The following is a 25,145-nucleotide window of genomic DNA, read 5'->3' on the forward strand; positions in this document are numbered from 1 at the left end:
AGAGCGATATTACTAAAATCAATCATTCATATCTAAATATAAACAGCCGATTTATCTAATTTTAGAAACCAGAATAAAATACACTGCACCCAACAACGTGCAATACATAGAATTCTATTTTCTACAGCAGATAATGGTGGAGGTTAACGGACTCGAACCGTTCACCCCCTGCTTGCAAAGCAGGTGCTCTACCAGATGAGCTAAACCCCCGTGATACTGGTGGGTCAGATAGGAATCGAACCTATGACCCCCGCGTTATCAACACGGTGCTCTAACCAACTGAGCTACTGACCCATATCGTTTCTTTCAAATCTACAGCCGATGAGTGTGAGTACTTAATCTACCAATCTTTCTCTTGAAAGGAGGTGATCCAGCCGCAGGTTCCCCTACGGCTACCTTGTTACGACTTCACCCCAGTCATGAATCCTACCGTGGTAACCGGACTCCCGAAGGTTATCCTAGCTACTTCTGGTAAAACCCACTCCCATGGTGTGACGGGCGGTGTGTACAAGGCCCGGGAACGTATTCACCGCGACATGCTGATCCGCGATTACTAGCGATTCCGACTTCATGCACTCGAGTTGCAGAGTGCAATCCGGACTACGATCGGTTTTGTGAGATTAGCTCCCCCTCGCGGGTTGGCGACCCTCTGTACCGACCATTGTATGACGTGTGAAGCCCTGGTCATAAGGGCCATGAGGACTTGACGTCATCCCCACCTTCCTCCGGTTTGTCACCGGCAGTCCCATTAAAGTGCTCAACTAAATGTTAGCAACTAATGGCAAGGGTTGCGCTCGTTGCGGGACTTAACCCAACATCTCACGACACGAGCTGACGACAGCCATGCAGCACCTGTGTTACGGTTCCCGAAGGCACATCCATATCTCTACGGACTTCCGTACATGTCAAGACCAGGTAAGGTTTTTCGCGTTGCATCGAATTAATCCACATCATCCACCGCTTGTGCGGGCCCCCGTCAATTCCTTTGAGTTTTAGTCTTGCGACCGTACTCCCCAGGCGGTCTACTTCACGCGTTAGCTGCGTTACTAAGCTCCGAAAAGCCCAACAACTAGTAGACATCGTTTAGGGCGTGGACTACCAGGGTATCTAATCCTGTTTGCTCCCCACGCTTTCGTCCATGAGTGTCAGTATTAGGCCAGGGGGTTGCCTTCGCCATCGGTGTTCCTCCACATCTCTACGCATTTCACTGCTACACGTGGAATTCCACCCCCCTCTCCCATACTCTAGCGAGACAGTCATAAACGCAATTCCTAGGTTGAGCCCAGGGATTTCACGTCTATCTTATCAAGCCACCTGCGGACGCTTTACGCCCAGTAATTCCGATTAACGCTTGGACCCTACGTATTACCGCGGCTGCTGGCACGTAGTTAGCCGGTCCTTATTCTTCGGGTACTGTCATCCCCAGTAGTTATTAACCACTAGGATTTCCTCCCCGACAAAAGCGCTTTACAACCCGAAGGCCTTCTTCACGCACGCGGCATTGCTGGATCAGGCTTTCGCCCATTGTCCAAGATTCCCCACTGCTGCCTCCCGTAGGAGTCTGGACCGTGTCTCAGTTCCAGTGTGGCGGATCGTCCTCTAAGACCCGCTACTGATCGTTGCCTTGGTAGGCCTTTACCCTACCAACTAGCTAATCAGCCATCGGCTGCTCCAATAACGTGAGGCCTTGCGGTCCCCCACTTTCCCCCTCAGGGCGTATGCGGTATTAGCACTCCTTTCGAAGCGTTATCCCCCATTACTGGGTACATTCCGATGTATTACTCACCCGTTCGCCACTCGTCAGCGGTGCAAGCACCCTGTTACCGTTCGACTTGCATGTGTAAAGCATGCCGCCAGCGTTCAATCTGAGCCAGGATCAAACTCTTTCGTTTAATCTAGCTGAATTTACATACTTGGCTTAGTACTCATTACTCAAAGAAACACTTGGTTAGAAACCAAGATTTCTTTTAAATCTTGAGTGTAAGCACTTGTTTGACTGGCAAACCAAGCACTCACACTCATCGGCTGTATTTTGTTAAAGATCAGTGGCTTAGACACTGAAACCAGCTGGAAAACCGCTTGTTTCGTTTGCTGTGTCAGCAGCAGAGAGGCCGAACTATACCCACCCACCGAAAGTACGTCAACACCTAGTTGCAAAGAAAACAACACAAAGGCGCTAAGTTGTTGAATTTTATAGCGTCTGGTTTCAACATTAATTCTGATACATTGTAAAACACAGAAGGGCTTGAAGCATTGGTGGCGAATATAAATCACGCTAAATGCTTATTTCGCCGTTTTTGCCCCTAAATTCGCTAACATTTTCGCCGCTAGACTAAGAAATCAACGCTGCAGCACAGCAAAGGACTTTAATCTCTGCTTGAGAGAGCCAAAGAAATAAAAAACTAAGGGTATCCACATATACCTTATTGCTAAGTACAATCTCATTTATTATTCGTCTAATCGCCTAACTCACATAAACACCGGAGTCACCATGCCCTTGCTAGATAGCTTTACTGTTGACCATACAATCATGAAAGCACCTGCAGTCCGTATCGCAAAAAAAATGACTACGCCACACGGCGATGCAATTACCGTTTTTGATCTACGTTTTTGCATTCCAAATCAAGAGATATTATCTGAGCGAGGCATCCACACCCTTGAGCATTTATTTGCCGGGTTTATGCGTAACCATCTCAATGGTGATGGTGTAGAAATTATTGATATTTCCCCAATGGGCTGCCGTACTGGATTTTATATGAGTTTAATTGGCACCCCGGACGAACTGCGAGTGGTCAATGCTTGGCAAGCGGCCATGGCGGATGTACTTAAGGTTGCTCAGCAATCTGAAATTCCTGAGCTTAATCTTTACCAATGCGGCACCTATGAAATGCACTCATTAGACGAAGCAAAAAAAATCGCTCAGGATATTCTGAACCGCGGTGTTGGTGTCAACCTCAATGAAGAGATTAAACTGTCAGCGGAGTGGCTAGACAAAAATGCTTAAGTAAAATGCGCATACGCATTCAAATGAAGGTTTTGTCATATTGATTGCATTAATTTGCGGGCTCATTTTGGTATTCTCATATGAATATTTCTGAGCTTAGCGCAACGTCGACAAGAGCCTGCCATCACACAGGCTCTTGTCACTTGTAAAGCATAAAAATCAATCAAGCATATCGGCCTAAGCCCTCAAGCCACATGCATGCACTACCACTTCCATTGCAATCCCAATTCAGCCTTGCCTAACTGCTGACCCCGAGCCCAACTGCCGCCTAGTAAACCATAGTAACTCCCCCAATTAGTCTGCTTGCTATACCCTAATTGCATTTGCCACGTCGTGCTTGGCCCTGCCGCGGGTAAATACAAATTGGGAGCGGTTAAATTGAGTGCACTATCATGACCAAATTGATGCGTAACGCCTGAGCGAAGCCAAATATTTTCTTCGGTATTTATTCTCCGCTCAACTCGAACGCTTGCCCCACCATACCAATGTGAAGTTTGTTCAAAGCGCCCTTTAATACTTTCATCTTCTAAATCCCAATTAAAATTAGCGTACCCAATATTTAGCTGCGGTGCGAGAGTCCAATTCTCAAATATTTCAAACACTTTTCCAACGCCAAGACTCGTTGCCCAAATAGGTGCAGTCAAGGTATTGCTATAGGCGTCTTCTGTTTTAACCTTGGCACGCTCATACCCTAACAATGCAATAGCACGCCCATACCAACCATCCTTTTCTAATTGACCATATAAGCCGGTTTGAAAACTATTTATATCCAAGTCAGAGCTAGCACGCGAATGAATAAGCCCCCCCTCTCCGGAGGTATTGAGTTGATTGTGACTCCACGCCAAAAAAACCCCTCCCCGCCACAACTTACTCTCATCGAGCTGACCTTCTCGATCAATACCTATCGTTACAGAACTCCCCCAACCATCAAACGAAAAACCATACTCGGCACTCTGCCGCAAATGAGTGGCATCGATTTTCATCCAAAGATCATTGGCTACATTTGGGGCGGCATCTAAACGTTGCTCTAGAGTGCTTAAATTACTGCGCAAAATAATCTCGGATACCGCAGGTAAAATGCCGTATGCAGGTATTTCTGGCAGTAAGCGATCCGGTTTTAATGTTGGAGATACTTCTGGAGAGACAGGTACAATTGCGACCGGAGGTATTAACGGTGGCTGCGGCGGTAAACCTGCATTCCCATCGGGCACCACGGGAGGCGCAAATGGCGATTGAAGATACCAGCTCGTGCGACCATTTACATTTTTTTGCACAATTTCCCATACATATGGGCTGCCCTTTAAGCGAACATCATATATATTGCGTGTCCCAACTGGATTGGCGGCAATAAAAGTATCGCCCCGTGTCAATGTATTGATCGATGATTGAGCAAAATGAATTTGCTCTCCCAATCGGCCCGAGGAGCCATCATTATTAAATTGAACTCGCGTTGTTCCAGACAAGCTACCCTCAACTTGCAACATGGATGATTTCTCAAGATTTGCTGAAACATGATCAACTAAAAGACCATTGCCACTTTGAAATTGCCCCAAGACATTTAAAGTAGAAAATTGCCCTCCTCCACCCAAAGCGATCATCCCAGCATTATTCAGGCCGGCAGTCAGTTGCGCATTCACAGGTACATTCAAAGTGCCTGAGTTAGTTAACGTTGCATTACTTGCTAAAGCCAAATTACCTGCCATCACCAAGGTCGCGCCACGATGAATGTTAATTGCACCCCAATTTTGTAAGTCAAGCACATTAGTTAGCGAACGAGCATCGGCAGTCGTTGCTGCAGAAATCACCGCACCATTTAAAAGTGATAATTGATTTAACCCCGTGCTATCGCGCAAGTTGTTCAGACTGGAAAGATCAGTTCGAAGTAAATCAATCCGATTGTCACTACCCGCAATAGTTAACGTCCCGTCAACTTTACCGCCCTGCAAAATCAATTGATTATTCGAACCAGAGACTACTGTTGTACCGGCCAAAGTCCCGGTGGCCAACCAAGCTTGACTTCCACTACCCGAAATATTTAGCTCACTGACCGTGCCACCATTATTCTGCATCCGTCCGCCATTCAAATGGACTCCTGTAGCGATGCCGCCCTGAGATACAGTCTGCCGTCCACCCGAATTGATGCTTGTATTCTCCGCAAGCCCACCAGACATAATAAACTGGCTTGCGGAGAGTAGTTGCGTATCAATCGCTCGACCACCCGATGTAATCTGCTGTGTACCCGCATTGAAGATATTGCCACTGGCAATACCGCCAGCGTCAATAAACTGACGCCCCCCATTAATCACCGTATTATTAGCACGCCCGAGCACAACTTGATCGGCTGCGCCCAAAATAGTCGAACTAGCAACACCACCTAATTCTATTCTTTGATTGCCTGCAGCCACTGTGGTTGCTGAAGCCAGCCCGCCCGACAACACCTGCTGGAAACCGCCATTCAGCAAAGAATCATTTGCAATACCACCCGCACTAACAAACTGCCGCCCACCTTGCGCAATCATATTGCGCGTAGCAATACCTTCAATCGTTTGATCACTACCACTGCCAACCGTGGTATCAAATGCTTGTCCACCCGCTCCAACATCCTGATTGCTATCATTAAGTATGGTTTGCTTTGCGACACCTCCAGACAAAATACTTTGATTGCTATTTCCATTTAATGTTGTAGATACCGCAGAGCCCGCGGTTACAAGCTGATCGGCGCCAGCATTTAAAGTCGTAAAACTGGCCACACCAGCGACAATATCTTGAGAGCCACCTGAAATAACCGTATTACTCACCGAGCCTTGCACATATTGCGCGCCTTTTTTTTCAACTAATGTATTCGTCGCCGAACCACCAACATAAACACTCTGCGTGCCAGAAACCACCTGTGTGCCAGAGGCTAGGCCTCCACTATAGATGTATTGGCCACTTCCAGATAAAACGGTGGCATTGGTGGCCACACCACCGGAATAGATAATCTGGCTACCAGAAATCACCGTCGTTGCTGTCGCCAAACCACCAGATACAACACCTTGTTGCCCATTATTGACCGTTGTCCGAACGGCTTGACCACCACTTTGCACCACCTGAATACCGCCACCAACAACTCTCGTATCAGTCGCCAGTCCAGCGTTATATTGATAGCCCGTATTAATTAAAGCGGAGTTCACCACCCCTCCCGCAGAAATATACTGTCGGCCGGTAATGTTACTTTGATCTGCCCGCCCTCCTGAATTCACATACTGACTTCCCACCACATCATTTGCTTGTAACAGGCCGCCAGAATAAACAATTTGTTTGCCATCGATATGTGATGACCTCACTATCCCACCCGACAACACCTCTTGTGTCGCTGGCGTCGTTACCAACCCATTAACCACCACGCCACCATCAATCACAAACTGAGTACCAGAATCGACGGTCTCACCAGAAATGGTACTCGTCACAGGTGTGGTATATGCCTGCACCAACGATGAAGGCATCAAAAGCACAAACAATAAACGAGAAAGAAAAATCGATTTGGAAAAACAACGAAAGCCATACCGCAAATTTTGAGTGCGAAATTTCATTGATTGCCTCTTTCACTTAGACGATTAGAGCTCGCCGTGGAATACGATTTAATGTGTCAATCACTTGCAAAGGTGTAATTAAGCGCGTGCATTCAAATTGCCTAGGCGTGTCTTTATGCCGAGGGCACCAAAAAAAGTCAGCATGATCAAAACTATGCCGAGGATCATTCCAGCAACTATTACAGGTGTGGTGATTAAAAATACGGTATAGGGTATAAAATTCATTGATTGGATGAGTAAAGCCACTAATTAAAGCGACAGGCGTTCCTACCGACCACGCCAACCAAGCCAGCCCACTTGACAAGCCAACAAAAAACTCAGCATTGCGAATTAATTCCGCTCGATCAAGCAAGGCTAAATCACCGGTAAAATCTTCTGCACCATGAGGTAACGTCGTCCAAGTCAAACCACTACCATGGCAAGACTGTTGATCAATACACAGAACACGCAAACCCTGTTCCTTCAGGTGTTTTACAACCTCAAGCCATCCAGTTGGATGATTCCAATATTTGCATTGCGTAGAGCTTTGCACCGCAATACAGACATAAGGCTCAACAATTCGCCGAGGACAATCCAACGATGTAATTTTTGCAGGTTCCTCGCTAGGATCAACCCCCAACAAATGTCCAGCAGTGCGATGCAAACCAACTAGTCGAAAATCTCCAGGTTGATAATGATGTTCATCATCACCAAAAAACAACCCTAAGTAATAAGTCGCATAAAATTCAGACGTGTTAATTTCTTCTGGAGTAACAAAACGAATCGTTGGATTTGCTTTAGCAAAAAGAGGAATTAAATTTGCAGCCATTGAACAGGTAAGATGGCACCGATGCTCGGCAGCAAAACGTGCAGCATAGGGAAACCAAGCCAACACATCCCCTAAAGTACCCACCGGAAATTGAATCAAAACAACTTGGTCTTGCAGGTTTAATCGATGATCCAATATTTTTTGATCTTTACTCCACACCTCAATATGAAACGGAACAAAGTACTTCTTGCTACTCGTTACTGTCCCTGCGCCAATTTGTGTTTCAAACAAAATATTATGTGTTTGCAAATCAGATAACCGTACCCGCCAGTCGCCATCGGGCAACTGAACACGCGCACCATCATTAAAATCAAAGAAAATATTGGATTCAGAGCTCTGAGTTGGTGGATTGACTGCAGAAATAAAACAAGCCAAAGGCGGAGAAGGTAAAGGAAGATTCATCTGAATAGCTAAAATTTAAAAATAGATTTTTAGCATAGACCAGTAAAAAACAGTTGCTGCAGCAAATAAGCACAATCTCGGTTTCGAAACACTTATTCTTAATACTTATGATCAGCATTTAGATTTGATGAGCTACTATTAAAAAATAGAGCAACAGCAAGAACAAGAGGAATATTTCAATTTTTTTGAATAAAAAAAAGACTTAGCATTTCTGCTAAGTCCTTGATTTTACTGGTGGGCCTTCACGGACTTGAACCGTGGACCAAAGGATTATGAGTCCTCTGCTCTAACCAACTGAGCTAAAGGCCCGAAAGGATTGCTATTCTACTGTTCGCTGGCGTTATTTTCAATAAAACTCTTCAATCTTTCTGAACGAGTTGGATGGCGCAACTTACGTAGAGCCTTGGCTTCAATTTGACGAATCCGCTCACGCGTTACATCAAACTGTTTACCCACCTCTTCAAGCGTATGATCAGTGCTCATATCAATACCAAAACGCATGCGTAGCACCTTAGCTTCACGTGGCGTTAGGGTATCAAGCACTTCTTTGGTCGCTTCACGCAAACCGGCATAAACAGCAGCATCAGCAGGCGCCATATTATTAGCGTCTTCAATAAAATCACCGAGGTGTGAATCATCATCATCACCGATTGGCGTTTCCATTGAAATCGGCTCTTTGGCGATTTTAAGGATTTTGCGAATTTTGTCTTCCGGCATTTCCATGCGTTCAGCTAATTCTTCAGGCGTTGCTTCGTTACCTGTTTCTTGCAAAATTTGACGCTGGATACGGTTCATTTTATTGATCGTTTCGATCATATGTACCGGAATACGAATCGTACGTGCTTGGTCAGCAATCGAGCGAGTAATCGCCTGACGAATCCACCATGTGGCATACGTCGAGAACTTATAACCACGACGGTATTCGAATTTATCCACCGCTTTCATCAAGCCGATATTGCCTTCCTGAATCAAATCGAGGAATTGCAAACCACGGTTGGTGTATTTTTTGGCGATCGAAATCACCAAACGCAAGTTGGCTTCAATCATTTCGCGCTTAGCACGCTTGGCCTTGGCTTCACCCGTCGACATATGACGACTGATTTCTTTCAACTCACGAATACTCAAACGTGCAGACTCTTGTAGCTCGTTGAGTTTTTGCTGTTGTTCCATGATCGCGTGTTTATAACGGAACATGATGCCGGAGTAGCTTTTTTCTGATGCGATTTCTTCCGAAACCCACGTCAAATCAGTTTCACGCCCAGGGAAATTTTTGATGAAATAGTCACGCGGCATACCTACGCGGCGCGTACACAAATCCATGATTTGGCGTTCATGCGTACGAATATCATCCACCATTCCGCGCAATACATCGCATAGCGATTCAACCTGACGCGCAGAAAAACGAATTTTCTGGAACTCAATCGCAATCGATTGCTGTAGCAAGATATAGGTGGGTGATGCTGTGCCGTGATCAATCAATGCTTCAAGCATCCGACCATAAAGATCGTTAATCACTTCAAAATGTTCACGTGCCTGTGTTTTGAGTAGCTCAAGATTGGCGCTAGCCGCTGCGGCGCCACCATCATCTTCAGCTTCTTCCTCATCATCACCATCACTCTCTTCGAGCACGGCATCAGGATCAGGCAAATCTAGCGCAGTCTCTTCTTCTTCAACGGCATTCGGATCGATAAAGCCGTCAATAACATCATCAATGCGGATTTCATCATTCAAACCACGCTCGACCAAATCAATAATTTGAGCAATCGTCGTTGGACATGCCGAAATGGCGGTGATCATGTGCTTTAAGCCGTCTTCGATGCGTTTGGCGATTTCAATTTCGCCTTCACGCGTCAAGAGCTCAACGGTGCCCATTTCGCGCATATACATGCGGACTGGATCCGTTGTACGGCCAAAGTCGGCATCGACTGAAGAAAGAGCAGCTTCAGCTTCTTCTGCTGCATCTTCATCTGCCACCGCGGCAGGCGCGTCGGACATCAACAGATCTTCAGCATCAGGAGCTTCGTCGTAGACTTGGATCCCCATATTGGAGATCATGCTGATAATGCCTTCGATTTGCTCGGCATCCAACATGTCTTCTGGGAGGTGATCGTTAATCTCGGCGTACGTGAGGTAACCACGCTCTTTACCGAGGACGATTAGCGTCTTAAATTTGGCTTTGCGTTCTTCAGGGTCGAGTTTTTCCTCGGCCTGTTTGCCGCCGTTTAATTCAAGATTATCTTTATTTAGTTTTTGATCTGCTGCCATGACTCTGCTTGGGTGTCTAGCAAAACCGAGAATTATACCAGACATCGAAGGGTTTTGTCCCCGACATCGGAAGTGAAGAGCCCATTTGACCCCTTCACTTAGCTAGCGACGCAACAAAAGCGTCAAGTATTCTTGCGATTCTTCATCAGTCAAACCGCGACTGGCCGAGAGCGCATCAAGCTCTTCTTTCCGACTTAGTGTAGACCCTAGCGAAAAATTTTGCGTAGCAGCCATCAATGAGTTAGAAATTTCAATGAGCAATTCATCTTGGTCAAACTTATCAAATAAATGATGCGATTCATTCAATATCGGAGCTAATCGTGCAAACCCCGGTAAATCCTGACAACGTTCGACCAATTCAGCGCCTAGAAGTTCGACATCTAATCTAGCGCGCATCAATACACAGCGCACTAAACCACTGAATCCCTCATTAGGCCAAGCCAATTCACATTCATCCTGCCCTTGTAAAATCGACGGACGGAATAAAACCAACTGTAAAACACGCAACAATGGATCGTGCTTGCCTGCTGGCTTTAAGCGCGGTCGATCTTCTTCTGCTCGCCAAGATTTACCACGTGCTCCACGCTTAAAACCGCCATTGGCACGAGGCTGCCAAGGCCGCTTTATTTGACCTTGACCCTGCCACGCATCATAAACTGGCGCAGAATCAAACGCGGTGTCTGCGGATATTTCCGGAAAAACCGGCACTTCCACCGACGGAGCGACTGTCAACGATGCAAATTCTGCAGTAGATAATTGGCACATTTCTGCCAACCGTTTACCGAGCATTAACTTTAATATGGGGGCTTGTATCAATTGATCAAGATGCGGACGTGCAATATGTACCAAACGCGCCCGCCCTTCTTCCATCGTCAAGTCAACCTGTGCCGACAATTCTTTCAATAAGTATTGCGACAACGGCAATGCCGCCTCATCAATCAACGACTCAAATGCGGCAGAGCCAAACTCCTGCACGTAGGAATCCGGATCATGCTCGGTGGGCAAAAACAAAAATTTTAGCTCTTTGCCGTCTTTAACTTCGGGGAGGCTATTTTCTAGCGCTCGCCATGCGGCCTTGATGCCCGCCTTGTCGCCATCAAAGCCAAACACCACTTCATCGGCCAATTTAAGCAATTTACGAATATGCTCAGGCGTACAGGCCGTTCCTAGCGATGCAACAGCGTACTCAATCCCATGCTGATGCAGCATCACCACATCCATATAGCCTTCGGCAACCAAGGCTCGGTTGTGATCACGAATGGCGGTACGCGCCTGCGGCAAGCCATACAGTTCTCGGCCCTTACTAAATACCGGCGTCTCAGGTGAGTTCAAATACTTAGGCTCGCCCTGCCCCATCACCCGGCCACCAAAACCGATGATCTGACTACGTTGATTCATAATTGGAAACATTACGCGCTCACGAAAACGATCGTAGCGACGCTTTGATTCTTCTTTATCAATCACCAAGCCCGCCTCAGCCAAAGTGACATTCCAATCATAATCAGGGTATACCGCTTTAAGCGGCTGCCAATCATCGCCGCCAGGCGCATACCCCAAGCCAAACTTAGCCGCCGTTTTACCCTCAACACCACGTCGCTTAAAATACTCAATCGCCGCAGGTGCCGTTTTGAGTTGCGCCCGATAAAAATCAAACGCAACTTTCAGTACATCATAAATACCGGGTACTTTTTTTTGTTCTGCCGACTGTGGCCGATCTTCAACTGGCACTTGCATGCCGACCGATTCGGCCAATTGCCGAACGGCCTCAGGAAAACTTAAAGCCTGCAATTCCATTATGAAAGTCAATGCTGATCCATGCACTCCGCAACCAAAGCAGTGATAAAACTGCTTAGTTTGGCTAACCGTAAAAGAAGGTGATTTTTCTTTATGAAACGGACAGCAGGCCATGTAATTTTGGCCAGCCTTTTTTAGCGGCACATAGCGCTCGACCACGTCGACAATATCAACGCGGTTCAATAAATCCTGAATAAAATCATCGGGAATAAGCGCCATTTAAACTCAGCACACCTTCAAAAAAATAGACTCGCAAACTCCTAGCAATTAAGCCATCCGCGCTTTAACGAGTTTACTCACTTCAGCCATATCAGCACGGCCGGCGAGTTGAGGCTTGATTTCGGCCATGATTTTACCCATCGCAGCAGCGGTGGCACCATGTGTTGCAATCGCGGCGTCAACAATGGCGCCAATTTCCTCAGCGCTGAGTTGCTGCGGCATATAATCAATCAAGATTGCCACTTCAAATTTTTCTTTATCTGCCAAATCTTGACGTGCAGCGGCTTCAAACTGCGTGATGCTGTCTTTGCGCTGCTTGAGCATTTTGTCGATGATGGCGGTAATCGCGGCATCATCAAGCTCAATCCGTTCATCCACTTCACGCTGCTTAATTGCAGCAAGCAATAAACGAATAGCACCCAGACGATCAGCTTGCTTTTCTTTCATTGCTGTTTTCATATCAGCAGTAATTCGGGCTTTTAAAGTCATCACACGTCCTTAATTTGATGCAGTCATAACAAAACGTTGTATGTCTTCACGCCGCGCGGGCTACACGCTTTGTGATTCTTTAGCTCAATTGTGACTGAAATCGTCAAAATCAACTCACACCGCTTAGCAATGACAACGCTAAGTGCAGAAAAAACAAAAGGCCGCCTAGGCGACCTTAAGTACAAACAACAGCTAGCTTAACTCTTAGTAGAGTTTTGCTGGCAATTGTTGGCTACGCAGACGCTTGTGTTGACGCTTTACAGCGGCAGCAAGCTTGCGTTTACGTTCAGCAGTTGGCTTCTCGTAGAATTCGCGTGCACGAAGTTCGGTGAGGAGGCCAGTCTTTTCAACAGAACGCTTGAAGCGGCGCATCGCTACTTCGAACGGTTCGTTTTCTTTAACGCGTACGGAAGGCATTAGTCGAATCCTAGTAAACTTTTAAACTCTAGCCTCGTTAAAGACCAAAGATCGGGAAAGGGTGCGATTATCCGGTATAAATTCTGAATTGTCAAAAGGAATAGAGATCAGCCCCTTTCGTGTTGCATCTTTGCCCGTTAATATAAGCAGATTGATCATCAAATAATGAGTGCGCCATGCTGGTATTAGGCATTGAATCTTCTTGCGACGAAACTGGCGTTGCGCTGTACGACACCGAAGCAGGCCTCTTGGCCCATCAACTGCACACCCAAATCGCCATGCATAGCGAGTATGGTGGCGTTGTGCCTGAATTAGCATCACGCGACCATATTCGCCGCGTACTGCCTTTAACTGAAAACTGTTTGGCGCAAGCGGGCAAGCAGCTCGATGACATTGATGCCATTGCCTACACTGCGGGGCCCGGCCTAGCTGGCGCTTTACTGGTTGGCGCATCAGTTGCCAATGCACTGGCATTTGCGCTGGGTAAACCAACAATTGCAGTCCATCACTTAGAAGGACACTTATTATCGCCTTGCTTGGCTGACCCTGCGCCTGAATTTCCTTTTATTGCTTTATTGGTATCGGGTGGCCACACGCAGTTGATGGCAGTCCACGGTGTTGGTCGCTATGAATTACTCGGCGAAACCGTCGATGATGCGGCGGGTGAAGCATTTGATAAATCAGCAAAGCTGATTGGCTTAGGTTATCCCGGCGGCCCGGCGCTGTCAAAACTGGCCGATACCGGCGACGCCAGCCGCTTTACTTTGCCGCGGCCTATGCTGCATACGCCGAACTTAGATATGAGTTTTTCCGGCTTAAAAACCGCAGTGCTTAATTTAGTCACCCAACAATCGCCGCTTGACGACGTAACTCGGGCCGATATTTGCGCGGCCTTCCAAGAGGCCATTGTTGAAGTGCTGGTTAAAAAGTCACTCAAAGCGCTCAAACAAACTGGCATGAAGCGTCTGGTCATTGCCGGCGGTGTGGGTGCTAATCGACAATTGCGTGCCGCATTTGATGATGCCGCCAAAAAACGCGGCTTTACGGTTTTTTATCCGCCGCTTGAATTGTGCACCGACAATGGCGCAATGATCGCCTACGCCGGCGCACAGCGACTCAAGGAGCGACAAGTTGCCGGCTCTTTTGCCGTCAAACCACGCTGGGACTTAGCCAGCCTTGCGAGTGCAGACTAGGGTATTGCTATCTAAGAAACATTTCCAAATATTTAGATTGATATACCCATAAAAAAACCCGCTATTGCGGGTTTTTCATTGTTGGCGGCATGATGACTGCAACTACGCCACGACAAAAGACTGCTCAAGCTGATTGGGCCATGCCAGATTGAGCGTTTGCCCCGAACGAATCGGCCCCACCCCTTCTGGGGTGCCGGTATAAATCAAATCGCCGGGCTGCAAAGTAAACTTGCTTGAAATCCACGCAATCAAGGTAGCGACATCAAATGCCATTAAGCGCGTATCGGCCGACTGGCGCAGCTCACCGTCAATCGTCAGCGTAAATTGCTGCTGCGTCGGATCAATCCCGTCCGCAGCGACAAAGTCAGTCAACACCGCAGCACCATCAAAGCCTTTGGCCAAAGTCCATGGCTGGCCATTTTTTTTCGCCAGCGCCTGCACATCGCGCGCGGTCAAATCCAAGCCCAAGCCATAGCCCGCTATATGCGCCAGCGCATCGGCCTTCGCAATGTGTGCGCCACCTTGGCCAATTAACACCACCAACTCTAATTCGTGATGCACATCGTTGGACCACGACGGCAACACCAATGCCGCCCCCGGCTGCACCACCGCTGAATTGGGTTTAATAAATACCATCGGCTCTTCAGTGATCGCCGAGCCCATTTCTTTGGCATGAGCAACAAAATTACGCGCCACGCAATATATATTGTTCACTCGCCATGCCGTTGCACCCAGTTGAATCTCAGCCATTGCCTACGCCACCCATTGAGAAATACTAAATAACAAAATCACCGCCAACCACAAAATCGCCGCGCGCCACACCAGCGCTACCGCGCTGGCCAAATAATCTGGATTGGCCGACTCGCCAACGCCTAATTCAGGGCGATATTTCACCGTATGATCTTGATGCAAGGCTTCACCCAACCGAACCCCCAAAGCGCCAGCGGCAGAAGCCAATAAAATGCCGTAATCTTGATCCATCCATTGCTGCGCCTGTGAGCGCCAGCAGTAAACTGCGTCTTCAAAATTACCCACCACGGCAAATGAAATCGCCGCTAAACGAATCGGAATAAAATCCAAAATATCCATCACGCCATCAGCAAAGCGGCCAAACACATCACCGTGCCCACCCCATTTTTGCTGCAACAAACACGCCGCACGGTAAGCCACAGCACCAGCAGGACCGGCAATCCACGCCAATGCGACAAACCAAAAAATCGTCCCAAACACGTAACGATAAGAATCAATCACTCCTTGCTCAATCGTCAAACGTGCCACTTCATCTTCATTGAGCTCTGAAGTCGATTGTCCCGTCCAATCGCCGAGCATGCTGCGGGCGGTATTGAGATCATCGGCCTGCAATGCTTTTGAGATCTTGGTGAAAGCATGGCTAAACTGGCGAAAGCCCATCGTAAAATATAAAATCAGCACGTCCCAAGCAATCGCTAGAAAGACGTTATAACGCAGCAAAAACCAATACCCACCCGCAGTAATCACCACCAACGGCACCACAGCTAGCAGCCAGGCATATACCCCATTGCGATATTCACCCGCATTTAAATTACGCCCCATGCCATTGGCGGTGCGAATAAAACCCAAATACAGCGGATTACGGCTGCTAATCGGCCGAAGTTGCTCTAATAGCAAAGCTAAAATCAAAGACAAAATACTCATAAACTTAATCCTAAATTGCGCCCAAGCTAAAAAAATCAGCTCATAGCCGTACATACTTTATGTTTCAAAGATAACATAGAGCCCTTGCGAGCAGAAACAATATAGACAGCTCTTGAAAAAGCACACCACAGTGCCATATCGTCAATACCACCCTCAACTGGAGAAACAAATGGAACATCAACTTCCTACACTGCCTTACGCACAAGATGCTTTAGCACCATTTATGTCGGCTGAAACTTTGTCTTATCACTATGGCAAACATCACCAAACTTATATTACCAACCTCAACAACCTCATCAAAGGCACCGACAACGAAAACAAGTCGCTGGAAGAGATTGTAAAAACTGCACCTGCAGGTGGTTTATATAATAACGCCGCACAAACTTGGAACCACACTTTCTTTTGGTTTGGCTTTGCACCTAACCCAGCTGGCGAAGATCGCGCACCTGCTGGCGCATTGGCGGATGCCATTGCCGCGAAATGGGGTTCATTTGATGAATTCAAAAAAGCCTTTAATACATCAGCAGCAGGCAACTTTGGTTCAGGTTGGACTTGGTTAGTTAAAAAAGCCGACGGTTCACTTGATATTTTGAATACCGGCGCAGCTGGCACCCCACTCACTACTGGCGAAACAGCATTGTTGACCTGTGACGTTTGGGAGCACGCTTACTACATCGATTACCGTAACAGCCGTCCAAACTACCTAGAAGGTTTCTGGAAACTGGTTGACTGGAATGTGGTAACAGCACGTTTAGCAGCATAAAAAATAAGCAACAGCTGAGCGATATGTCAGCTTTTGTATACAGTTTTAAAAAAAGACGATCACATGATCGTCTTTTTTTTTCGCCTGAGGCCGATGCACAAAAGCAAAGCAAAAAACACCGCAAAATCGTTCGAATTGGTATTTATCCTTATATTTCAAAGGCATTAACCACCCCCCTCATGCACCAAAGTGCAGCGCAATAATTAGCATCTAATGATATTCATTCGTATTTATTTCAAATGCCTTTGTTTTTCTTACCGAACATTTAAGACTATGAATTTAAACTGTTTTTAAATTAATTCATCGAGTTGACAAGACAAATGTAGTTTGAGAAATTAGCGCTACGAAACGTAACAGCCGCGAAAGCAAATGCAATTCGCAGCAAAGATTACGTGCGGCGACTGGTATTAAGTAAAACAAAATCCAGCGCCAGCAACGAGCCGAGTGTGCGAGCCATAAAACCAAGAACAAACAGGGGCTACTCACAGTGCACTCGGGTCAAACCCTGTTTTGAAGACCATGCACTTCACGGTGCAATTGAAATTCTTACCAAACAAATGATGGATGAGAGGAAATATCAAATGAACTTCCGTTTAGCCGCAATCCCGGCAGCCATTGCCTTTGTCTCAATCAGCGCTTTTGCTGCTGATGCATGGAATAGCGCAACCGCCTACTCAGGTGGCGCCGTCGTCACCTATGCAGGTAACACGTACAAAGCAAAATGGTGGACTCAGGGCAATGTACCTGGTGCAGAACAATGGGGTCCTTGGGAAGCTACGGGTACTGCCCCAACAACAGCACCGAGCACAGCACCAACAACCGCCCCAACAGCAACGCCAAGCACTGCACCAGGCGCTTGCACTAGCGCTGAATGGAATTCAAGCGCCGTTTACACCGGTGGCAACTTAGTGAGCTACAACAACCGTAGCTACAAAGCCAAATGGTGGACTCAAGGCAACGCGCCAGGCAGCAATGATGTTTGGCAAGACATGGGCGCATGTGGCACGACCACCCCAACTGCAACACCAACTGCAACACCAACTGCAACCCCAACTGCAACCCCAACTGCAACACCAACTGCAACACCAACTGCAACACCAACTGCAACACCAACTGCAACACCAACTGCAACACCAACTGCAACACCAACTGCAACACCAACTGCAACGCCAACTGCAACACCACCAACGACTGCAACGCCTGTTCCACCAACTGGTGCGAAACAAGTTGGTACTTATTTTGCTGAATGGTCAATTTACGGTCGTAAGTTCTACCTGAAAAACATGCAAGACAGTGGTCAAGCCGCCAAGTTGACGTTCTTGAACTACTCATTCGCCAATATCTATAACCGCGGCGGCAAATACGTTTGCGATGCAACCGTAAATAAACTTGAAGCAGGCGGCCAAGACGGTGGTGATGCATGGGCGGTTTACCAAAAAGGCTTTGGCGCCGGTGAATCAGTGGATGGCGTAGCTGATAAATACGGCTGGGATAAGTGGGATGATCCTCGCCAAGGCAAAGCGGGTCCACTCAAAGGCAACTTGAATCAGTTGAAAAAACTGAAAGCCAAAAACCCGAACATGAAAGCACTCATTTCATTGGGTGGCTGGACTTGGTCGAAATGGTTCTCTGCGGCTGCAGCAACGCCAGAACTACGCCAAGCTTTAGTTAGCTCGTGTATCGATGTGTGGATCAAAGGTAATATTCCATTCGATTCAGGCTCAAATGCGGGCGGCTCTTACGTTGACCCAACCACCGGCAAAACCGTTTACGCGGCTGCCGACGTATTTGACGGGATTGATATCGACTGGGAATACCCAGGTGTACAAGGTATTGGCACAAACACAGTTTCTGCTGCCGACAAGCAAAACAACAACTTGTTAATGCAAGAATTCCGCAAACAATTGGATGAATTGAGCAAAACCACCGGCAAGAAATACTTGTTGACGGTCGCCATTGGTGCCGGCGATGATAAAATCGCCGCGACAGAACCAGCCGAATACAGCAAATACCTCGACTGGATCAACATCATGTCGTACGACTTTAACGGCGGCTGGGATGCACAAGGTCCAACCGACTTCCAGTCGAACCTGTACCAAGATCCAGCCAGCCCACGCACGGTTGATCCTAAAACTGGCAAAGTCAGCAAGTACTACACTGACGCAGCTGTGAAAGATCTGATTGCTCGTGGTGCACCAGCGGCGAAATTGCACATTGGCGTGCCGTTCTATGGCCGCGGCTGGACTGGCGTGAAAAACGTGAACAATGGTCTGTATCAAACCGCAACTGGCGCAGCCAAAGGCACGTACGAAGCTGGTATTGAAGACTACAAAGTACTGAAAAACGCACCAGGTACTGAGTACATTCACCCAGTTACGCAACAAACCTATCGTTTTGATGGTTCGACTTTCTGGTCTTACGACACACCTCGTGATATCAAACTTAAAGCTGACTATGCAAACAAAATGGGTCTAGGCGGTATCTTTAGCTGGGAAGCCGATGGCGATACAGCCAACGGTGAACTGGTTGAAGCAATGACGCATATCAACAAATAAAAATACAGTTGTAAAGATTGAACCCCACTTTTTAAGTGGGGTTTTTTTATCGCTAAACCGGCAATAATTACACCAAACAAACAAATTTTAAACGTTCGCTGAAATGATACAAAAAACCCTGCAAACCAAGTAAATACAAGCCTTCACCGCTCGCACACCCCCATAAAAATCCTTGCTCCAGAGGCCTTTAAGCTTTAGCATGTGGCTCTACAGGGAATCAATCCAGCGCATCTCGCACGATAAAACTTAGACCGAGATTGAAGATGAAAACGCAATATTTCTTACATAAAAAAAATGGTTTCACGCTACTAGAATTACTCGTAGTCCTTCTGATTATTGCACTGCTTGCTGGCTATGTCGGCCCCAAACTGTTTGGTGAAGTCGGCAAAGCCAAAACCAAAACTGCTGCCAGCCAAATGAAATCCATCGCTGGGGCATTAGATCAATATCGCCTCGATACTGGCCGCTACCCGAGCACTGAATTGGGCCTCAATAGCTTAACCAAAAAGCCGGCTGACGAAAGCAAATGGAGCGGCCCTTACCTGATGAAGGATGTACCCAACGATCCTTGGGACAAGCCTTACATTTACACTATCCCTGGTGAAAATGGTCATGACTACGAATTAAAGAGTTATGGCTTAGATGGCAAACCGGGCGGTAGCGGCGAAGACGCCGATATCAGCTACTGGTAAACCATGCGTTACCAAGTCAAAGCCCTAAGCGCAGGCCAACTGCGCGAGATGACGCTGGATGCCGCCAACGTGGACGACCTGCGCTCACGGCTATTAGAGCAAGGTTTGCAATTGGTGAGTTTTAAGGCTGAACGCACCTTCAGCCTGTCATTGGGCAAGAGTGAGTTTCAAGTTTCACTCTTTACCCAAGAGCTGATTGCACTGCTCGAAGCGGGTTTGACGCTGGTTGAGGCGATGGAAACGCTGAAAGAAAAAAGCAGCCACGATCAAAATCGCACCGTACTGACCACCATGATCGAAGGTCTATACCAAGGCTTGCCTTTATCCAAAGTGCTGGCGCAAATGCCAAATTTATTCCCGCCGTTGTACATTGCCAGCGTTGGATCGGCTGAAAAAACCGGCCATTTAGCCGATGCCTTAAAACGCTATCATCACTACGAAACCCGCTTAAGCGCCGTCAAAAAAAAGGTCGTCGCTTCCTTGGTCTACCCCATGGTGGTAATTGGCATTGGCGGCAGCATTATGCTGTTTTTGCTGTTTTATGTGATTCCAAAATTTAGCCAAATTTACGCCTCAATGAAAAACCTGCCCTTCGCCGCGCAAATGATGCTGTGGTGGGGCGACTTGGTGCATCAGCACGGCCAAGCGATGTTTTTACTCATCATCACCAGCTTAATTGCCATTGTGATGGCGTTTCGCACGCAAGCGATTCAGACGATGTTGCTGACCTTATTTTGGAAGCTCCCGCGACTGGAAGAATATCGGCGTTTATTTGCGTTAACCCGCTTTTATCGCACTGTGGGGCTGTTGCTTTCGGGTGGTTTAAATTTGGTCGCTGCATTGGAATTGGCGGCGCAATTATTGCCAAACAGTATGCGCTTTGCGCTGTCGCAAGCGATTATCGACATCAAATCAGGCCAGCAGCTTTCCAATACCCTACCCAAATATCAACTCACCACGCCGGTTTCCGAACGACTATTACGCGTTGGTGAACAAAGTGGTGAGCTCGCCACCATGATCGAGCGCGCCGCGCAATTTTGTGATGAAGAACTCGATCGAGCGATTGAAATGTTTACGCGTTTGTTCGAGCCCATTTTGATGTTACTGATTGGGGTATTGATTGGTGGCATCGTCTTTTTGCTTTATATGCCGATTTTTGAGTTGGCCGGGAATATGCAATGATTACGCTCGATTTGATTCAGCATTTGCGAGCCACCAGCGGCAACCAACCCTTACCGGTGTTGTTGCAGCAGTCGCTAGGACTAAATAATGAGGCGTATCTACTTGCAGTCAGCGGCTACCTTGGCCTGCCAGCCATTACCTCACTAGAACTTAAAGCACTTAAGCCACGCTATGATTTGCTCGCCTTTGGCGATGCCGTCGCTCACCAGTGTCTGTTGGCTGAAATCCCGCAGCATGGCTACGTGCTCATTTTATCAGACCCATTTAGCCCAGTCGTTCGCAACTGGGCCCAGCAAAAAATCAACGTTGCTTTTCGCGTCGCGTTTGCGCTATTTGATGATTTGCAGCAGTACTTTAATGAATATGAAACATCGCATCGCGCGATGGATCAAATGGCGGTCGGTGAAAATCAAGAAAACAGTAAAGAAGGCATTACCGAGATCAATTTAACGACGTTGTCACAAGATGATAAACCCGTCGTCAAACTGGTGAACTCCACACTCTATGACGCACTGAAAGCCAAAGCGTCCGATATCCATATGGAAACCACGCCACAAGGCATGACCATTAAATACCGTATTGATGGTGTTTTGCTGCATGCCGGCGGAGTCAGCGGCGTTGAAATGGCCGAGCAAGTCGTTTCGCGGATTAAAGTCTTGGCCGAATTGGATATTTCTGAACACCGAGTTCCGCAAGACGGGCGCTTTAAGGCCAAAGTGAATCATCGCGATGTCGATTTTCGCGTGTCGATCATGCCATCGATTCATGGCGAAGATGCCGTGTTGCGGATTTTGGATAAACAAGGCGGCGGCGATACATTCAAAGCATTACGCCTTGAAACGCTAGGCCATGAAGCGCAAACCATGGCCGCCATTCGCTCGCTTTCGCATGAGCCTTATGGCTTGCTACTGGTGACTGGGCCAACCGGTTCAGGTAAATCGACCACGCTGTATGCCACGCTCTCTGAAATCAATAATGGCGAAGAAAAAATCATCACTATTGAAGATCCGGTTGAGTATCAACTACCCGGCGTGTTGCAAATTCCGGTTAACGATAAAAAAGGGCTTACTTTTGCCCGAGGTTTGCGCTCGATCTTGCGCCATGACCCTGACAAGATTTTAGTCGGCGAGATTCGTGATGGCGAAACCGCCAATATCGCAGTCCAAGCGGCGCTCACCGGCCATTTGGTACTGACCTCGGTGCATGCCAACAATGCGTTCTCAGTGATTGATCGTTTTATTCATATGGGTGTTGAACCCAATAGCTTTGTCGATGCGCTGATTGGCGTGGTCGCGCAGCGTTTAATTCGCAAAGTCTGCTCGCACTGCGTGGGTGATGATCAACCCGAGCTGGAATTACTCGCCGCATCGGGCTTAACCCGCCAACAAGTGAATACTTGGACTTTTCGCAAAGGTCGCGGCTGCCCCGCTTGCCGCAATACCGGTTATTTAGGCCGCAAAGCGATTGCCGAAGTGTTGCGACTGGATGATGAACTCAAGCAAGCGATTGCCAAACACGCGCCAGCGGTCGAGCTCAAAAAAATTGCCCTGAGCAATGGCTTTATTTCGATGCGCCAAATTGCCCTTAACGCCGTTGCCCGCGGTGAAACCACATTACAGGAAATTAACCGTGTCACCTTTGTTGATTAAGCATTGTGCATGGTTTAGCAAACAGCGCATTCGAATGGCCAGTCGGCATTGGAGCGGTACCGTGCTCACGCGGCATCGCACCAGTATTGATCCAGCATCAGATCTACTGGTCAATCGCTTTCAAGAGCTACTCAATCAAGTGCCGCGTGGCCAATTAGGATACGATCAAGTCGAGCTGATTTTAGGCTCACCTTGGGTGCGCTATGTGTGTTTACCTTGGCAAGACGGTTTAAATTACGAACGCGATTGGGAAAGCTATGCCCGATTATTGCTGGCCCAACATTATGGTGTTAGTAGCGAATCTTGGCGGATACGCATTGCGCCAGGCGGATATGGCGAGCCACGCATTGCCGCCGCTTTTGATGAAGGGCTGTACCAAACGCTGCTGGAACTGTGCCGCACCAGCAAAATTAAACTCGGCAAAATCGAGCCTTTATTCACGACGGCAGTCAATCAACATCAGCGGCAATTAAAAGCTGCGGAACATGCCTTGGTGATCTTAGAGCAAGGCTATGCCTTAATTGGTTTTTATCGTGAGCATGCTTGGCAAGGCATTATCACTTTGCCGATACAGCTCGATCATGACAGCCCAGAAAATCAAACCTTATCGCTCGCGGCCTTAGTGCGCGAAGCGGCCGTTTTGAGTGGCCAGTTTTTACCCGAGCATATTTATCTCACCTCATCCGAACTCACGCTGCGCAGTGTTAAATCGGCTGATTTTGACTTTGAATGGCTCGGCGCCGTGCAGCCGCTGTTTATTGCCGGAGATGCCAGTCAATGAAAAAACTGCAACTGGATTTTCATTTACGCCCCGCCCAAACACCTTGGCTGGGTCTATTGCTATGTGTACTCGGTGTGATTGCCGTTTTGTGGGTGATGACGCAAATAGACGTCGCTAAAGAACAAAAAAATCAACTCGAGCTGCAAGAGGACAACATCGCACTACGAATCAAGCAACGCGATAGCAAAATCAAAGCCGAACTCAATGCCTCACCCGTTTCGGCCAAGGTCGAAAAAATCCGTCGGGATCAATTACTGAGTCATGCTCCGGCATTTGATCTATTAGAGCGCGTTTGGGAACAAAACATCGCCTTTAGCCGGCTCGAAATCGCCACTGTTGAGCGCGATATCAAAATGGATTTAGAAGCCAAATCACTCAATGACGTCTTACTGTTGGTCGATCGCTTTGAGGCTGCGCCAGAAACCAAGCACGTCACCCTCGCGCGCAATAGCTTAAAAATCGGCGATCCACATCGACCAGCCGTCGCGGCGATTGAAGTGTTATGGCTGGCCGATCGCGCAGCACCCGCCAACAATGCCAGCGCGGCCAGCACCGCCAGCCGTGTGCATTCAGCCAGTGCGGCATCTGGAGTGCATTGATGACTAAAGCACAATTATTTTGGTATTTACGCCTTATCCCTCGCTACTCAGGCATATTGGGTATAGCCGGCTTAGCCTTATTGGGCTTTGCCTTGCTGCTCTATACCCAAGAATTAAAACCGTACCAGCGCGATTTAATCGATAGAGAAAATGCGCTAGCGCAGCGCTTTCAACAATTACGCGTTCCTGCTGTGGCCAGCAGTGCTAGCGATGCTCTACCCAAGCTGAATCGCAGCGATACCTTTACGTTTTTTTTACGTGCTCTGAATGAGCTGGCGGCCAAAAATCAAATCGTGATCACGCAAGTCGATTACAAAAATCAAGTCGAAGCCGATGGCAAATTGCAGCGCTACAGCCTGCAATTTCCTGCCAATGCACGCTATATGCAAATTCGCCGCTTTATGCTGGAACTACAAACCATACCCGGCGTGCGCATTGAAACCGTCAACCTGCAACGCCAGCAAATTTCCGACGATCAAGTCGCGCTGCAAATTCAACTGTCGTATTTGACGGAGGCCCATTAATGCTCTCTCGTCCAATGCAATACCTACTGGGCGCCACCTTAGCCATCACGGCCTACACCTTCTGGCAAGAGCGCACTGAACCTCAATTAGATAGCACGGCAAAACCTGCCGCGCGGCGCGCGCTCGCTGCTGAAATACGCGGCGCCTCAATGCCTAGCACGGCAGCTAGTCAAGCCAGTGCCACGGCGTCCGGCGCCAGTATTGCTGATTTATTCCCTAAGCAATCTTGGGTTCCGCCACCACCGCCACCAACAAAACCACCGCCGCCCACCCCGACCCCGATCCCAGTGGCTCCGCCGTTGCCGTTTGTGGTGACCGCCACTTGGTTAGAAAAAAATAGTTTATATGTCGTCGTTGAAGGACAAGGACAATCCATCGTGCTTTGTAGCCAATGCGATACTTTAGGCCGAGTACAACCCGGCGAAAGCCTACTTGGCAATTACCGCCTCGATAAAATGAGTTCCACTATGCTGACGTTTACTTTTTTACCGCTCAATCAGCAACAAACACTGCCGACGGGAGGCACATTGTGAAACGAGCACTGATGTCCTCAATCATTTCGG

General features: G+C 47.8%; 20 protein-coding genes, 3 tRNA genes and 1 rRNA gene. 11 read left to right on the forward strand and 13 right to left on the reverse strand.

Annotated elements, in window-relative coordinates; genetic code table 11:
* Nucleotides 1–134: 134 nt before the first annotated feature.
* The 4 genes from K4H25_RS14275 to K4H25_RS14290 all read right to left on the reverse strand — a co-directional run bounded on the left by K4H25_RS14275 (nt 135) and on the right by K4H25_RS14290 (nt 2,274).
* Nucleotides 135–210, reverse strand: a tRNA-Ala gene (locus K4H25_RS14275).
* Nucleotides 211–217: 7 nt separating this feature from the next.
* Nucleotides 218–294: transfer RNA gene (locus tag K4H25_RS14280), tRNA-Ile, on the reverse strand.
* A 64-nt stretch (nt 295–358) separates the two neighbouring features.
* A 16S ribosomal RNA gene (locus K4H25_RS14285) occupies nt 359–1,892 on the reverse strand.
* Nucleotides 1,893–1,932: 40 nt separating this feature from the next.
* Nucleotides 1,933–2,274, reverse strand: a complete 342-nt coding sequence (locus tag K4H25_RS14290; RefSeq protein ID WP_221021095.1) for a hypothetical protein — start codon at nt 2,272–2,274, stop codon at nt 1,933–1,935.
* Nucleotides 2,275–2,491: 217 nt separating this feature from the next.
* Between K4H25_RS14290 and luxS the strand changes: the two genes are divergently transcribed.
* Nucleotides 2,492–3,004 carry an S-ribosylhomocysteine lyase gene (luxS, locus tag K4H25_RS14295; RefSeq protein ID WP_221021096.1) on the forward strand — a complete coding sequence of 171 codons (513 nt, stop codon included), beginning with the start codon at nt 2,492–2,494 and terminating at the stop codon, nt 3,002–3,004.
* Nucleotides 3,005–3,207: 203 nt separating this feature from the next.
* Here the strand turns inward: luxS and K4H25_RS14300 are convergent, their stop codons facing one another.
* From K4H25_RS14300 to rpsU, 7 genes are all read right to left on the reverse strand, one after another.
* Nucleotides 3,208–6,576 carry a hypothetical protein gene (locus K4H25_RS14300; RefSeq protein ID WP_221021097.1) on the reverse strand — a complete coding sequence of 1,123 codons (3,369 nt, stop codon included), beginning with the start codon at nt 6,574–6,576 and terminating at the stop codon, nt 3,208–3,210.
* A gap of 16 nt (nt 6,577–6,592) precedes the next feature.
* Nucleotides 6,593–7,786, reverse strand: a complete 1,194-nt coding sequence (locus K4H25_RS14305) for an autotransporter strand-loop-strand O-heptosyltransferase (protein WP_221021098.1) — start codon at nt 7,784–7,786, stop codon at nt 6,593–6,595.
* Nucleotides 7,787–8,018: 232 nt separating this feature from the next.
* Nucleotides 8,019–8,095, reverse strand: a tRNA-Ile gene (locus K4H25_RS14310).
* 15 nt (nt 8,096–8,110) lie between these two features.
* Nucleotides 8,111–10,051 carry an RNA polymerase sigma factor RpoD gene (rpoD, locus tag K4H25_RS14315; protein ID WP_221021099.1) on the reverse strand — a complete coding sequence of 647 codons (1,941 nt, stop codon included), beginning with the start codon at nt 10,049–10,051 and terminating at the stop codon, nt 8,111–8,113.
* A 102-nt stretch (nt 10,052–10,153) separates the two neighbouring features.
* Nucleotides 10,154–12,064 carry a DNA primase gene (gene dnaG, locus K4H25_RS14320; protein ID WP_221021100.1) on the reverse strand — a complete coding sequence of 637 codons (1,911 nt, stop codon included), beginning with the start codon at nt 12,062–12,064 and terminating at the stop codon, nt 10,154–10,156.
* A 48-nt stretch (nt 12,065–12,112) separates the two neighbouring features.
* Nucleotides 12,113–12,553 carry a GatB/YqeY domain-containing protein gene (locus K4H25_RS14325; RefSeq protein WP_221021101.1) on the reverse strand — a complete coding sequence of 147 codons (441 nt, stop codon included), beginning with the start codon at nt 12,551–12,553 and terminating at the stop codon, nt 12,113–12,115.
* A 204-nt stretch (nt 12,554–12,757) separates the two neighbouring features.
* Entirely contained in the window at nt 12,758–12,970 is a 213-nt protein-coding gene (gene rpsU / locus K4H25_RS14330) for a 30S ribosomal protein S21 (protein ID WP_157670867.1), read from the reverse strand.
* A 176-nt stretch (nt 12,971–13,146) separates the two neighbouring features.
* Between rpsU and tsaD the strand changes: the two genes are divergently transcribed.
* Nucleotides 13,147–14,163, forward strand: a complete 1,017-nt coding sequence (gene tsaD, locus K4H25_RS14335; RefSeq protein WP_221021102.1) for a tRNA (adenosine(37)-N6)-threonylcarbamoyltransferase complex transferase subunit TsaD — start codon at nt 13,147–13,149, stop codon at nt 14,161–14,163.
* 102 nt (nt 14,164–14,265) lie between these two features.
* Here the strand turns inward: tsaD and K4H25_RS14340 are convergent, their stop codons facing one another.
* Nucleotides 14,266–14,913, reverse strand: coding sequence for a fumarylacetoacetate hydrolase family protein (locus K4H25_RS14340; protein WP_221021103.1), 648 nt, complete (start codon nt 14,911–14,913; stop codon nt 14,266–14,268).
* Between the two features lie 3 nt (nt 14,914–14,916).
* Nucleotides 14,917–15,837 carry a CobD/CbiB family protein gene (locus tag K4H25_RS14345; protein WP_221021104.1) on the reverse strand — a complete coding sequence of 307 codons (921 nt, stop codon included), beginning with the start codon at nt 15,835–15,837 and terminating at the stop codon, nt 14,917–14,919.
* A gap of 169 nt (nt 15,838–16,006) precedes the next feature.
* Here K4H25_RS14345 and K4H25_RS14350 point away from each other — a divergent pair, with 169 nt between their 5' ends.
* The 9 genes from K4H25_RS14350 (at nt 16,007) to K4H25_RS14390 (ending at nt 25,115) form a co-directional block, all read left to right on the forward strand.
* On the forward strand, nt 16,007–16,600 hold the full coding sequence (locus K4H25_RS14350) for a superoxide dismutase (protein ID WP_221021105.1): 594 nt from the start codon (nt 16,007–16,009) through the stop codon (nt 16,598–16,600).
* Nucleotides 16,601–17,181: 581 nt separating this feature from the next.
* A complete protein-coding gene (locus K4H25_RS14355; protein WP_221021106.1) occupies nt 17,182–19,155 on the forward strand; it encodes a glycosyl hydrolase family 18 protein in 1,974 nt (657 codons plus the stop codon).
* 263 nt (nt 19,156–19,418) lie between these two features.
* Nucleotides 19,419–19,847 (forward strand): type II secretion system major pseudopilin GspG, encoded by a 429-nt coding sequence (gene gspG / locus K4H25_RS14360; RefSeq protein WP_221021107.1) that lies wholly within the window; start codon nt 19,419–19,421, stop codon nt 19,845–19,847.
* A 3-nt stretch (nt 19,848–19,850) separates the two neighbouring features.
* Nucleotides 19,851–21,029, forward strand: coding sequence for a type II secretion system F family protein (locus K4H25_RS14365; RefSeq protein ID WP_221021108.1), 1,179 nt, complete (start codon nt 19,851–19,853; stop codon nt 21,027–21,029).
* Complete coding sequence (locus K4H25_RS14370) at nt 21,026–22,678, forward strand: GspE/PulE family protein (protein ID WP_221021109.1); 1,653 nt, start codon at nt 21,026–21,028, stop codon at nt 22,676–22,678. Before K4H25_RS14365 ends, K4H25_RS14370 begins: the two co-directional genes overlap by 4 nt.
* A complete protein-coding gene (locus K4H25_RS14375) occupies nt 22,659–23,459 on the forward strand; it encodes a hypothetical protein (protein ID WP_221021110.1) in 801 nt (266 codons plus the stop codon). The genes K4H25_RS14370 and K4H25_RS14375 overlap by 20 nt, the downstream gene beginning before the upstream one ends.
* The gene (locus K4H25_RS14380) at nt 23,456–24,058 is read left to right on the forward strand and encodes a hypothetical protein (RefSeq protein ID WP_221021111.1); all 603 of its coding nucleotides are present in this window, start codon (nt 23,456–23,458) and stop codon (nt 24,056–24,058) included. The genes K4H25_RS14375 and K4H25_RS14380 overlap by 4 nt, the downstream gene beginning before the upstream one ends.
* A complete protein-coding gene (locus tag K4H25_RS14385; RefSeq protein WP_221021112.1) occupies nt 24,058–24,582 on the forward strand; it encodes a hypothetical protein in 525 nt (174 codons plus the stop codon). The genes K4H25_RS14380 and K4H25_RS14385 overlap by 1 nt, the downstream gene beginning before the upstream one ends.
* The gene (locus K4H25_RS14390; RefSeq protein WP_221021113.1) at nt 24,582–25,115 is read left to right on the forward strand and encodes a hypothetical protein; all 534 of its coding nucleotides are present in this window, start codon (nt 24,582–24,584) and stop codon (nt 25,113–25,115) included. The genes K4H25_RS14385 and K4H25_RS14390 overlap by 1 nt, the downstream gene beginning before the upstream one ends.
* The last annotated feature ends 30 nt before the right edge of the window (nt 25,116–25,145 follow it).

This window comes from Deefgea piscis, from assembly GCF_019665785.1.
In the GTDB taxonomy this organism is placed as follows: Bacteria; Pseudomonadota; Gammaproteobacteria; order Burkholderiales; family Chitinibacteraceae; genus Deefgea.

What these genes read in the sequence shown, in the direction of transcription:
- K4H25_RS14390 (WP_221021113.1), top strand. Translation starts at nt 24,582, where the DNA reads ATGCTCTCTCGTCCAATGCAATACCTACTGGGCGCCACCTTAGCCATC.
- K4H25_RS14300 (WP_221021097.1), bottom strand. Translation starts at nt 6,576, where the DNA reads ATGAAATTTCGCACTCAAAATTTGCGGTATGGCTTTCGTTGTTTTTCC.
- K4H25_RS14345 (WP_221021104.1), bottom strand. Translation starts at nt 15,837, where the DNA reads ATGAGTATTTTGTCTTTGATTTTAGCTTTGCTATTAGAGCAACTTCGG.
- tsaD (WP_221021102.1), top strand. Translation starts at nt 13,147, where the DNA reads ATGCTGGTATTAGGCATTGAATCTTCTTGCGACGAAACTGGCGTTGCG.
- K4H25_RS14340 (WP_221021103.1), bottom strand. Translation starts at nt 14,913, where the DNA reads ATGGCTGAGATTCAACTGGGTGCAACGGCATGGCGAGTGAACAATATA.
- luxS (WP_221021096.1), top strand. Translation starts at nt 2,492, where the DNA reads ATGCCCTTGCTAGATAGCTTTACTGTTGACCATACAATCATGAAAGCA.
- rpsU (WP_157670867.1), bottom strand. Translation starts at nt 12,970, where the DNA reads ATGCCTTCCGTACGCGTTAAAGAAAACGAACCGTTCGAAGTAGCGATG.
- rpoD (WP_221021099.1), bottom strand. Translation starts at nt 10,051, where the DNA reads ATGGCAGCAGATCAAAAACTAAATAAAGATAATCTTGAATTAAACGGC.
- dnaG (WP_221021100.1), bottom strand. Translation starts at nt 12,064, where the DNA reads ATGGCGCTTATTCCCGATGATTTTATTCAGGATTTATTGAACCGCGTT.
- K4H25_RS14355 (WP_221021106.1), top strand. Translation starts at nt 17,182, where the DNA reads ATGAACTTCCGTTTAGCCGCAATCCCGGCAGCCATTGCCTTTGTCTCA.
- K4H25_RS14365 (WP_221021108.1), top strand. Translation starts at nt 19,851, where the DNA reads ATGCGTTACCAAGTCAAAGCCCTAAGCGCAGGCCAACTGCGCGAGATG.
- K4H25_RS14385 (WP_221021112.1), top strand. Translation starts at nt 24,058, where the DNA reads ATGACTAAAGCACAATTATTTTGGTATTTACGCCTTATCCCTCGCTAC.
- K4H25_RS14380 (WP_221021111.1), top strand. Translation starts at nt 23,456, where the DNA reads ATGAAAAAACTGCAACTGGATTTTCATTTACGCCCCGCCCAAACACCT.
- K4H25_RS14370 (WP_221021109.1), top strand. Translation starts at nt 21,026, where the DNA reads ATGATTACGCTCGATTTGATTCAGCATTTGCGAGCCACCAGCGGCAAC.
- K4H25_RS14325 (WP_221021101.1), bottom strand. Translation starts at nt 12,553, where the DNA reads ATGACTTTAAAAGCCCGAATTACTGCTGATATGAAAACAGCAATGAAA.
- K4H25_RS14305 (WP_221021098.1), bottom strand. Translation starts at nt 7,786, where the DNA reads ATGAATCTTCCTTTACCTTCTCCGCCTTTGGCTTGTTTTATTTCTGCA.
- gspG (WP_221021107.1), top strand. Translation starts at nt 19,419, where the DNA reads ATGAAAACGCAATATTTCTTACATAAAAAAAATGGTTTCACGCTACTA.
- K4H25_RS14350 (WP_221021105.1), top strand. Translation starts at nt 16,007, where the DNA reads ATGGAACATCAACTTCCTACACTGCCTTACGCACAAGATGCTTTAGCA.